Genomic DNA, 11,766 nt, shown 5'->3' on the forward strand with positions numbered 1-11,766 from the left:
GACGGCCTAGGTGGCGTGCTGGGGATCGCGGGACTCCGTGCGGCCGAAGATGAGACCGTCGACGGAGAAGCGGCCCGCGCCGGCGAAAGCGAGCAAGATCACGGCGCCGCCGAGCACGAGGACGAGCTCGTAGCCGTTCTCGGCGACGAAGACGCCGTTGCCCTTGTGGACGAACCAGAAGGCCCCGGCCATGTCGACCGCGAGGAGCAGGCCCGCGATCGGCACGGCGGCGCCGACGATGAGCGCGAGTCCGGCGATGAACTCGACCCAGGTCGAGTAGTACGCGGACAGCGACGCCACCGGCACGTCCATGCCCTCGAACATCTTGGTCACGGCGCCGTGGCCCAAGTCGTTGATCTTCTGCCAGCCGTGCGCGACGAATACGACGCCCACGGCGACGCGTCCGATGAGCAGGCCGATGTCGGAGAGGTAGGGGATCCGGGTCGCGGGGTTCATGCGCCCTCCTGGGATTGTTCAAATCTGAACCAGTCCGCGAGGCTAGCACGCTCCAATGCCCCGGTTCCAGCCCGAGTTCGCAGGTCACGGGTCCGTCGCGAGCGTCCGAGCGCCGGCGCGCGCGTCCTGGACGAGAGCCGGGGCCCTTGGTGAACCAGCCGGGAGCGGGCGGCATCTGATCACGGATGGAGCGACATGATCTGACCGATGCGGAGCAGGGCCTGTGGGACGCCTGCCCGAGCGGCGCAATCGTCACGTACGACGGCGGCGAGGCCGTGCGCGCCGAGGTGATCGCGGCGCTGCTGCTCGGCGCGGTCGACCCCGCACCCGGCCGCTACCCGGCGTCCGGTTGCGGGGAGCCCGGATCACCGGGCGGCTCGACCTGGACGGGACCGAGTTCGACACCCTGCTGGACTGCGACGACTGCGTCTTCGAGGACACGGTCAGCCTGGCCGAGGCTAACCTCCGCACGTTGCGCATCACGGGCAGTCGCCTTCCGGCGTTCAAGGCCGCGCGGCTGCGGGCGACCGGGTTGGTGTCCCTGGAAGGATCGTCGATCGACGGCCGGTTGCGGCTCGACCACGCGCGGCTGGAAAGCGAGGTCCGGTTGGCGGACGTCACCACGGGCCACGTCCAGGCGCACGACATCGAGGTCCGGGGCACACTGGACGCCACCGGCATCACGGTCGACGGCGAGTTCAACGTGCGCGGCGGCCAGATCACCGGCAACCTCGTCCTGACGGGCGGACGTTTCAGCAACCCCGACGAGCGGGCCGCCGTGCACGCCGACGCGGTCAAGGTCGGCGGGCAGCTCCGCGCCGCGGACGTCGAGGTCTACGGGCCCCTCCTGCTGCGGAACGCACAGATCGGCAGCAGCGTGGGGTTCCACCGGGCCCGGTTGAGCGCCCCCGGCCGGGACGCGCTCAACGCGGGCGGCGGGGCCTACCAGTGGCTGTCGTACGCGTTCGTCGCGGCGGGCTGGGTGCTGGCCACCACGATCGCCGCCGGGACCGCCCGGGTCATCGGCGGCCGCGGGGCGTGAGGTCCTCCTGACGAGGTCCTCCTGGCGAGGGACGCCGGGACGGGGCTCCTCCTCCCTGGTACCGATCTCGGGACGGATCGGGAACTGGAATAGGGCACTCAGACGTAGTGTTGGAGAGGTCGTCAGCAAAGTTGAGTCTGGGCGGCTCAAGTGATTTGACACAGGTGAACCGTCCGGGCACCCTTGCCGACAGAAACCAGACCGGCCGCACCCTGGGGCGACCGGGGCGCAAGGACACCGGAAAAGCGATAAGCACCGGATACGACGGAGGACGAGAACATGGCACGTGCGGTCGGCATCGACCTCGGGACGACCAACTCGGTCGTCGCGATCCTGGAGGGCGGGGAGCCCACCGTCATCGCGAACGCGGAGGGGTCGCGGACCACGCCGTCCGTCGTCGCCTTCGCGAAGAACGGCGAAGTCCTGGTCGGCGAGGTCGCCAAGCGCCAGGCCGTGACCAACGTGGACCGGACGATCCGCTCGGTCAAGCGCGAGATGGGCACCGACTGGAAGACCAAGATCGACGACAAGGACTTCACCCCGCAGCAGATCAGCGCGTTCGTGCTGCAGAAGCTGAAGCGGGACGCCGAGTCCTACCTGGGTGAGACGGTCACCGACGCGGTCGTCACCGTGCCCGCCTACTTCTCCGACCACCAGCGGCAGGCCACGAAGGAGGCCGGGCAGATCGCGGGGCTGAACGTCCTGCGGATCATCAACGAGCCGACCTCGGCCGCGCTGGCCTACCACCTGGAAAAGGAGAACGAGGCGACCATCCTGGTGTTCGACCTCGGCGGCGGCACGTTCGACGTGTCCCTGCTGGAGGTCGGCGACGGGGTCGTCGAGGTGAAGGCCACGAGCGGCGACAACCACCTGGGCGGCGACGACTGGGACATGAAGGTCGTCGACTGGCTGGTCGAGCGGTTCAAGAACAACAACGGCGTCGACCTGTCCAAGGACAAGATGGCGCTGCAGCGGCTCCGTGAGGCCGCGGAGAAGGCGAAGATCGAGCTGTCCGGCGCGACCGAGACGCAGATCAACCTGCCCTACATCACCGCGTCCAGCGAGGGCCCGCTGCACCTGGACGAGAAGCTCACCCGCGCCGAGTTCCAGCGGATGACCTCCGACCTGCTCGAGCGGACCAGGGCGCCGTTCCAGCAGGTGCTGAAGGACGCGAACATCTCGGTCGACGGCATCAACCAGGTCGTCCTGGTCGGCGGCTCGACCCGCATGCCCGCGGTGTCAGAGCTGGTCAAGGAGCTGACCGGCGGCAAGGAGCCGAACAAGGGCGTCAACCCGGACGAGGTCGTCGCGATCGGCGCCAGCCTGCAGGCCGGCGTGCTGAAGGGCGAGGTCAAGGACGTCCTGCTGCTGGACGTGACCCCGCTGAGCCTCGGCATCGAGACCAAGGGCGGCATCTTCACCAAGATCATCGAGCGGAACACGACGATCCCGACCAAGCGGTCCGAGACGTTCACCACCGCCGACGACAACCAGCCGTCCGTGGAGATCCAGGTCTACCAGGGCGAGCGCGAGATCGCCGCGCGCAACAAGAAGCTCGGCACGTTCCAGCTCACCGGCCTGCCGCCGGCGCCGCGCGGCGTCCCGCAGATCGAGGTCACCTTCGACATCGACGCCAACGGCATCGTGAACGTCAGCGCGAAGGACCAGGGCACCGGGCGCGAGCAGTCGATGGTCATCACCGGCGGCAGCGCGCTGCCGAAGGACGACATCGAGAAGATGGTCCGCGAGGCCGAGCAGTACGCCGAGGAGGACCGCCAGCGCAAGGAGGAGGCGGAGGTCCGCAACCAGGCCGACACCCTCGCGTACTCGACCGAGAAGTTCCTGCGGGAGAACGACGAGAAGGTCCCCGAGGAGCTGAAGGGCGAGGTCAACGACGCGGTCGCCGAGGTGAAGAAGGCCCTCGAGGGCACCGACGTCGAGGCGATCAAGGGCAGCGCCGAGAAGCTGGCGCAGGTCAGCCAGAAGATGGGCGCGGCCATGTACGCGCAGAACCCCGAGGGCGCGCAGGCGGGCGCCGACGACCAGGGGCCGACGGCCGACGCCCAGGGCGGCGAGCCGCAGGACGACGAGGTCGTCGACGCCGAGATCGTGGACGAGGACAAGCCGAAGGGTGATGCTTCGTGACGACCTCTCCCGACGAGGGCGAGGAGAAGGAGGGCCCGGTGATCCGCGACAAGCGGCGCATCGATCCCGAAACGGGGAAAGTCCGGGAGGGGGCGGCGGACAAGCCGTCCACCCCGGAGGCCCCGGCGGACGGGGGCGCCACGGTCTCGGACGAGGAGGTCGCCTCGCTCAAGACCCAGCTGGCGGAGCGTCTCACCGACCTCCAGCGGCTGAAGGCCGAGTACGACAACTACCGCAAGCGGGTCGAGCGCGACCGGGTCGCGGTCCGGGAGCAGGCGCTCGGGCAGGTGCTGTCCGAGCTGCTCCCGGTGCTGGACGACATCGGCCGCGCCCGCGACCACGACGAGCTCACCGGCGGGTTCAAGTCCGTCGCGGAGAGCCTGGAGGCGGTCACGGGCAAGCTCGGCCTGGAACGTTACGGCGAGAAGGGCGAGCCGTTCGACCCGGTCGTCCACGAGGCGCTCATGCACGCGTACTCGGCGGAGGTGACCGAGACGAGCGTCATGGACGTCCTCCAGCCCGGGTACCGCATCGGCGAGCGGATCCTGCGGCCCGCGCGCGTGGCGGTGGCCGAGCCCGACCCGAACGCCGACCAGGAGGAGCCGGTCGAGCAGGCCGAGGACGCCGCGAAGGCGAACAAGGCCGACAGCACCGGCAAGGCCGACAAGGGTGACGAGGCCGACTCGGGTGACGACGGCGAATGACCCCCTGGCCCTCGCCGGGGGTTCCGGGGGATCGTCTCCCCAGAGGGACCGCGGGCCCGTCCCGTCCGGGGCGGGCCCCGCGGGGTCGCGTGAAGACATGTGGCAAGTGGCGATAGCAGAGAGCGGGGCGCCGTGAGCACCAAGGACTACCTGGAGAAGGACTACTACAAGGTCCTCGGTGTCGCGAAGACGGCCTCGCAGGAGGAGATCAAGAAGTCGTACCGGAAGCTGGCCCGCAAGTACCACCCGGACGCGAACAAGGGCGACACCGAGGCGGAGGACCGCTTCAAGGAGGTCTCCGAGGCCTACGACGTCCTGTCCGACGACAAGCGCCGCAAGGAGTACGACGCGGTCCGGTCGATGCCGGGCGGTTTCCGCGGCCAGCAGGGCGGCGGGTTCCCGTTCGACCTCGGCGACCTGTTCGGGCAGGGCGGCGGCGCCGGTACGCAGACCGGCGGCGCGGGCGAGCGCATCGGCGACCTGTTCGGCGGCCTGTTCGGACGCGGCGGCACCCGCACCACTGGAACGGGGACGGGCACCCGGCGCGCCCGCCGGGGCGCGGACGTCGAGACCGAGGTGACGCTCTCGTTCGGACGCGCGATGAACGGCGTCACCGTCCCGATCAAGCTGACCAGCGAGGCGGCGTGCAACAGCTGCCGCGGCACGGGCGCGAAGGCGGGCACCGTCCCGCGGGTGTGCCCGAACTGCGAGGGCACCGGGCACGAGACCCGCAACCTCGGCAGCTTCGGGTTCCAGGAGCCGTGCAAGGAGTGCCACGGGCGGGGCCTCGTCGTCGACGACCCGTGCCCGACCTGCCACGGCAGCGGCCGCGCGACCGGCACCCGCACGATCCAGGCCCGCATCCCGGCGGGCGTCGCGGACGGCCAGAAGATCCGGCTCAAGGCCAAGGGCGCGCCGGGCGAGAACGGCGGCCCGCACGGCGACCTGTACGTCAACATCAAGGTGCGCCCGCACCCGGTGTTCGGCCGCAGCGGCGACAACCTGACGTTGACCGTCCCGGTGACGTTCCCGGAGGCGGCGCTCGGCGCGGAGATCCGGGTGCCGACGTTCCAGGGGCAGCCGGTCACGCTGAAGCTGCCGGAGGGCACCCCGAACGGCCGCAAGTTCCGCGTGAAGGGCCGCGGCGCGACCCGGCGGGACGGCACGAAGGGCGACCTGCTCGTCACCGTCGACGTCCAGGTGCCGCAGAAGCTCGACGACCAGGCGCGGGAGGCCCTCGTCCGGCTGCGCGAGGCCGGCTCGGGCGACGACCTGCGGGCCGAGCTCGTCCAGCAGGCCAGGCAGGAGTGACGCCATGGACCCCTTCGGCGACGACACCCCGGTCTACGTGATCTCGGTGGCGGCCCAGCTGTCCGGGCTGCATCCGCAGACGCTGCGGACCTATGACCGGATGGGCCTGGTGTGTCCCGGCCGGACGGCGGGCCGGGGCCGCCGCTACTCGATGCGCGACATCGTGATGCTCCGCGAGATCCAGCGGCTCTCCCAGGAGGAGGGCATCAACCTGTCCGGCATCAAGCACATCCTGGAGCTGCAGCGCGACAACGTGCGGCTCCGCGAGGAGCTCGCCAAGGCGCACGCCGCGCTGGACGAGCTCGCCAACGAACTCGAATCGACCCGTGCCGTCGCGGCGCGGCTGGCGCAGCAGCGCCGGCACGGTGAGCCGGAGAGCACTCCCGGCGGCGACCTGGTGCCGATCAGGCACACCAGCGTCGTCGTCTGGCACGAGCGCAACCGGGAATAGTAGGGGGACCGGTGGATTACAAGCTGACGCAGAAGAGCCAGGAGGCGGTGTCGGTCGCGGTCCGGCGGGCCGCGGCCGAGGGACACCCCGAGGTGGAGCCGCAGCACCTGCTGGCCGCGCTGATCGCGCTGACCGACGGCACGGCGGTGCCGCTGCTGGAGGCCGTCGGCGCCGACTGGCGGGCGATCAGGAGCCGGGCGGAGGAGCAGCTCGCCGCGATGCCGAAGGCGCAAGGCTCGACGGTGTCGACGCCGCGCCTGTCGGGGCAGCTCCAGCGGTCGATCAACACGGCGGCCAACCGGGCGAAGCAGCTCGAGGACGACTACGTCTCGACCGAGCACCTCCTCGTCGGCCTGGCGGCGGACGGCGGCCCGGCCGCGGGCCTGCTCAAGGAATTCGGCGCCACACCCCAAGCACTCCTGGACGCGTTCGAGAAGGTCCGCGGCCACGCCCGCGTCACCAGCGAGAACCCGGAGGGCACGTACCAGTCGCTGGAGAAGTACGGCGTCGACCTCACCGCCGCCGCCCGCGACGGGCGCCTCGACCCCGTCATCGGCCGCGACGCGGAGATCCGCCGGGTCGTCCAGGTGCTGTCCCGGCGGACGAAGAACAACCCGGTGCTGATCGGCGAGCCGGGCGTCGGCAAGACCGCGGTCGTGGAGGGCCTGGCGCAGCGGATCGTCGCGGGCGACGTCCCCGAGTCGCTGCGCGGCAAGAAGCTCATCGCGCTGGATCTCAGCGCGATGGTCGCGGGCGCGAAGTACCGCGGCGAGTTCGAGGAGCGGCTGAAGGCCGTCCTCAACGAGATCAGGCAGAGCGAGGGGCAGGTCGTCACGTTCATCGACGAGCTGCACACCGTCGTCGGCGCGGGCGCGGCCGAGGGCGCGATGGACGCGGGCAACATGCTGAAGCCGATGCTGGCCCGCGGCGAGCTCCGCATGATCGGCGCCACGACCCTGGACGAGTACCGCGAGCGCATCGAGAAGGACGCCGCCCTGGAGCGCCGCTTCCAGCAGGTCTTCGTCGGCGAGCCCTCGGTCGAGGACACGATCGCGATCCTGCGCGGCCTCAAGGGACGCTACGAGGCCCACCACAAGGTCCAGATCAACGACTCGGCCCTGGTCTCGGCCGCCGCGCTCTCCGACCGCTACATCACCTCCCGCTACCTCCCCGACAAGGCGATCGACCTGGTGGACGAGGCGGCATCACGCCTCCGCATGGAGATCGACTCCCGCCCGGTGGAGATCGACGAGCTGCAGCGCACCGTCGACCGCCTCAAGATGGAGGAGATGAACCTCTCCAAGGAGACGGACGAGGCGTCCAAGCAGCGCCTCGACCGGCTCCGCGCCGACCTGGCCGACAAGCAGGAGCACCTCACCGGCCTCGTCGCCCGCTGGGACAAGGAGAAGGCGAGCCTGAACCGCGTCGGCGAGGTCAAGGAGCGGATCGACCAGCTGCGCGGCGAGGCCGAGCGCGCCCAGCGCGACGGCGACCTCGAAACGTCCGCCCGCCTCACCTACGGCGAGATCCCCGCGCTGGAGAAGCAGCTCGAAGAGGCGTCCGAGGCGGCCGACAACCGCGACGCGATGGTCAAGGAGGAGGTCGGCCCGGACGACGTCGCCGACGTCGTCGCGTCCTGGACCGGCATCCCCGCCGGACGCCTGCTCGAAGGCGAGACCGCCAAGCTCCTGCGCATGGAGGACGAGCTCGGCCGCCGCCTGATCGGGCAGGAGACCGCCGTCCGCACCGTGTCGGACGCCGTCCGCCGCGCCCGCGCCGGCATCTCCGACCCGGACCGCCCGACCGGCTCGTTCCTTTTCCTGGGCCCGACCGGCGTGGGAAAAACAGAACTCGCCAAGGCGCTCGCCGAATTCCTCTTCGACGACGAGCGCGCGATGACCCGCATCGACATGAGCGAGTACTCCGAGAAGCACAGCGTCGCCCGCCTGGTCGGCGCGCCGCCCGGCTACGTCGGCTACGAGGAGGGCGGGCAGCTCACCGAGGCCGTCCGGCGCCGCCCGTACTCGGCCGTCCTGCTGGACGAGGTGGAGAAGGCGCACCCCGAGGTGTTCGACGTCCTCCTCCAGGTCCTGGACGACGGCCGCCTCACCGACGGGCAGGGCCGCACGGTCGACTTCCGCAACGCGATCCTGATCCTCACGTCCAACATCGGCTCGCAGTTCCTGGTCGACCCCACCCTGGAGAACGGCGCGAAAAAGGAGGCGGTCTGGAATGCCGTCCGCAACTCCTTCAAACCGGAGTTCCTCAACCGCCTGGACGACGTGATCCTGTTCGACGCGCTCTCCACGAACGAGCTGACCCGCATCGTCGACCTCCAGGTCGACAAGCTCGCCGAGCGCCTCGCCGACCGGCAGCTCACCCTCGACGTCACCCCGGCGGCCCGCGAATGGCTGGCCCTCACCGGCTACGACCCCCTCTACGGGGCACGCCCGCTGCGCCGCCTGGTCCAAACGTCGATCGGCGACCAGCTGGCCCGCGAACTCCTCTCCGGCGAGGTCCGCGACGGCGACGAGGTGATCGTGGACCTGGACGAACCCGCCGACCGCCTGAGCGTCCACGCGTCCCGCGGCCTGACCCTCAACAAGTAGCCCGCCGCCGCGCCTGCTGCCCGGTTCCGCGTTCTGCTGTGAGCGGTCAGGTGTTCCGTACAGTACGTACAGAAGGCAGAGTCTTCCCATGAGGATTTTGATGCTCGGTGGGACGGAGTTCGCAGGGCGCGCCATCACCGAGGACGCTCTTGCGCGCGGCTGGGACGTGACCGTCTTCCACAGGGGACGCCATGCGCCGCCCCAGGGAGTCGCCTCGTTGCACGGCGACCGCACCACCGAGGACGGTCTTCACGCACTCGCCACCGACGAGGAGTGGGACGCGGTCGTCGACACCTGGTCTGCCGCCCCGTCCGTCGTGCGCGACACTGCACGCCTTCTAGAGGGACGCGTCGGACGATACGTCTACATCTCCAGCCGCTCCGTCTACGTGTTCCCCGAACCCGACGCACTCGGCGAGGACGCTCCCGTAGTGGACGGCTCCCCAGACGACGGAGACGATGTCGACTACGCAGCCGCCAAGCGCGGTGCAGAACTGGCAGTGCTCGATGTGTTCGGCGATAGGGCGTTGCTGGTGCGCGCAGGGCTCATCCTCGGCCCGTACGAGAACATCGGACGGTTGCCCTGGTGGCTGAACCGGATCGCGAAAGGCGGCAAGGTCCTGGCGCCCGGCCCCCGCGATGCCGGATTGCAGTACATCGACGTCCGAGACCTCGCCGCCTGGACCTTGGACGCCGTCGAGCAGGAACTCGGCGGCCCTTTCGACCTCGTCAGCCCACCAGACCACACAACGATGCGCGAGCTGCTCGAAGCGTGCGTGCAGACGACGGCCTCAGACGCCGAACTCGTCTGGACGCCCCCAGAAAAGATCCTCGAAGCAGGCATCGAACCCTGGATGGACCTCCCGATCTGGCTTCCACCCGGCGAGGACTACGACACCTTGCATCGCGGCAACGTCGCCAAGGCACTTTCCACAGGGCTGCGTTGCAGGACCGTCCAGGAAACGGTGACGGACACGTGGGAATGGCTCCAGTCCATAGGCGGACGCGCCCCCCAACGCCCCGACCGCCCGGTCGTCGGCCTGGACCCCGAAACCGAGGCGAAGGTACTGCGCCGCTGACCCGAGCCTGGCCCAGGCTTGCCGCATAAGTGGACGCGACCGCCCCCGGTCCGCTAGAGAGACGTGGTATGACCGCTTTGCTACTCGGGCCCCATCTCCGGCATGTGAGTCACCACACCGCGACGATCTGGGTGGAGACCGACCGTCCATGCGAGGTCCGGGTCGTCAACCGGGAGCACGGCGTGGACGCGGCCGCCCGCACGTTCACCGCGCACGGCCACCACTACGCGCTCGTCGAGATCGAGGGTCTCGCGCCGGGCGCGCGCGTCCCGTACGAGGTGATCGCCGACGGCGACACCGTCTGGCCCGAGGACGGCGGCGCCGGGCTCCCGCCGTCCCAGATCAGGACGCTCGACCCCGACGGCGGCCTGCGGATCTCGTTCGGGTCCTGCCGGCGGTCGCCCGGCACGGTCGAGCAGTTCGGCCATGACGCGCTCGCCGCGCTCGCCCGCCGGCTCAGCAGCGGCGGCGACGCGGTGACCTGGCCGGACATCCTGCTCATGGTCGGCGACCAGGTCTACGCGGACGAGCTGAGCGACGCGATGCGCGAGTTCATCAAGGGACGCCGCGCACCGGGCGACCCGCCCTCCGACGAGGCCGCCGACTTCGAGGACTACACCCACCTGTACAAGCTGGCCTGGCATGACGACCCGGAGGTGCGGTGGCTGCTGTCCACCGTTCCGACGTTCACCATCTTCGACGACCACGACATCCGCGACGACTGGAACACCTCGTACGCGTGGCGCCAGGAGATGTGGTCGCAGCCCTGGTGGAAGGACCGCATCACCGGCGGGATCGGCTCGTACTGGATCTACCAGCATCTCGGGAACATGTCGCCGGAGGGGCGCGCGTCCGATCCCGTCTACAAGGCGGTGCGGTCGGCGTCCGACAGCACCGGCGACGCGGGCGCCGTCCTGGACGAGTTCGCCGAGAAGGCCGACAAGGAACCGGCCAGTACGCGCTGGAGCTACGCGCACGACTGGGGCGCCACCCGCCTGATCGTCGTGGACAGCCGCTGCTCCCGCCTCCTCACCGCCGAACGGCGGGGCATGCTCGACGACGACGAGTTCCAGTGGCTGGACGAGCAGTGCCAGGGCGGCATGGACCATCTGCTCATCGCGAGCTCCCTGCCCTACCTGCTGCCCATGGCGATCCACCACGCCGAGTCGTGGAACGAGGCGATGGCCGGCGGCGCCTGGGGCAAGGCCGGGGCCGGGCTCGGCGAGAAGATCCGGCAGGCCGCCGACCTGGAGCACTGGGCGGCGTTCGAGCGCTCTTTCCGCGACGTGGCCGCCGACGTCCTCGCGGTCGGACGCGGTGAACGCGGGCCCGCTCCCGCGAGCATCTCGTTCCTGTCCGGCGACATCCACTACTCGTACCTGGCGCGGGTCACCGAGCCCGGCACGCAGTCGAAGATCTCGCAGATCGTCTGCTCGCCGCTGCGGAACCCGCTGATCGGGAAGTTCCGCCTGGCCAACCGCATCGCGTGCTCGCGGGCGGCCGGCGGGCCGTTCCGCGCGCTGGCCAAGCTGTCGAAGGTGCCGGTCCCGCCGATCCGCTGGCGGATGACGGAGGGACCGTGGTTCGACAACGCGATCGCCACCGTCCACCTGTCGGGACGCGACTGCGACGTGCGCTGGGAGACCCCGCGGGACGGCGGCACGCTCAACGAGATGGGCCGCGCCAAGATAACCGGCTAGCGCACAGCAGGCGGGTGGGCGCGCGTTTGCGCGGGGCGCGTTCGTTCCACCCCCTCGCCGGAACGAACGCACCCCGCGTGGGCGACCCGCCCCGGTAACGCCCACGTCCTCTCCGACGCCACAACGTCCCGGCCATGACGCGACTCACGCAAAGAACTGCGACTGTGGCCAAATTGCGCGACAACTCGTGGCCAAGTCGTCACAATGAGCAAGCATGGAGCGACGTGCCAGGCGAGACGACCACGGGGACGACCCCGCCCCGGCCGACCC

Annotated in this window: 9 protein-coding genes; 8 read left to right on the forward strand and 1 reads right to left on the reverse strand. The window is 70.3% G+C overall.

Annotated features, from left to right (window positions below):
• Positions 1-6 precede the first annotated feature (6 nt).
• A complete protein-coding gene (locus tag E1287_RS04480) occupies positions 7-456 on the reverse strand; it encodes a DoxX family protein (RefSeq protein WP_131963513.1) in 450 nt (149 codons plus the stop codon).
• Between the two features lie 349 nt (positions 457-805).
• Here E1287_RS04480 and E1287_RS04485 point away from each other — a divergent pair, with 349 nt between their 5' ends.
• The 8 genes from E1287_RS04485 to E1287_RS04520 all read left to right on the forward strand — a co-directional run bounded on the left by E1287_RS04485 (position 806) and on the right by E1287_RS04520 (position 11,496).
• A complete protein-coding gene (locus E1287_RS04485; RefSeq protein WP_131963514.1) occupies positions 806-1,498 on the forward strand; it encodes a hypothetical protein in 693 nt (230 codons plus the stop codon).
• 279 nt (positions 1,499-1,777) lie between these two features.
• Complete coding sequence (dnaK, locus tag E1287_RS04490) at positions 1,778-3,643, forward strand: molecular chaperone DnaK (RefSeq protein WP_131963515.1); 1,866 nt, start codon at positions 1,778-1,780, stop codon at positions 3,641-3,643.
• On the forward strand, positions 3,640-4,347 hold the full coding sequence (gene grpE / locus E1287_RS04495) for a nucleotide exchange factor GrpE (RefSeq protein WP_131963516.1): 708 nt from the start codon (positions 3,640-3,642) through the stop codon (positions 4,345-4,347). The genes dnaK and grpE overlap by 4 nt, the downstream gene beginning before the upstream one ends.
• Positions 4,348-4,479: 132 nt before the next feature.
• The gene (gene dnaJ / locus E1287_RS04500) at positions 4,480-5,658 is read left to right on the forward strand and encodes a molecular chaperone DnaJ (protein WP_131963517.1); all 1,179 of its coding nucleotides are present in this window, start codon (positions 4,480-4,482) and stop codon (positions 5,656-5,658) included.
• 4 nt (positions 5,659-5,662) lie between these two features.
• Positions 5,663-6,109 (forward strand): helix-turn-helix transcriptional regulator, encoded by a 447-nt coding sequence (locus E1287_RS04505; protein WP_131963518.1) that lies wholly within the window; start codon positions 5,663-5,665, stop codon positions 6,107-6,109.
• Positions 6,110-6,120: 11 nt separating this feature from the next.
• Complete coding sequence (clpB, locus tag E1287_RS04510; RefSeq protein ID WP_131963519.1) at positions 6,121-8,718, forward strand: ATP-dependent chaperone ClpB; 2,598 nt, start codon at positions 6,121-6,123, stop codon at positions 8,716-8,718.
• Positions 8,719-8,806: 88 nt separating this feature from the next.
• A complete protein-coding gene (locus E1287_RS04515) occupies positions 8,807-9,796 on the forward strand; it encodes an NAD-dependent epimerase/dehydratase family protein (protein ID WP_207934003.1) in 990 nt (329 codons plus the stop codon).
• Positions 9,797-9,864: 68 nt separating this feature from the next.
• The gene (locus E1287_RS04520) at positions 9,865-11,496 is read left to right on the forward strand and encodes an alkaline phosphatase D family protein (protein ID WP_131963520.1); all 1,632 of its coding nucleotides are present in this window, start codon (positions 9,865-9,867) and stop codon (positions 11,494-11,496) included.
• The last annotated feature ends 270 nt before the right edge of the window (positions 11,497-11,766 follow it).

Source organism: Actinomadura sp. KC06, from assembly GCF_004348735.1.
Taxonomy (GTDB): domain Bacteria; phylum Actinomycetota; class Actinomycetes; order Streptosporangiales; family Streptosporangiaceae; genus Spirillospora.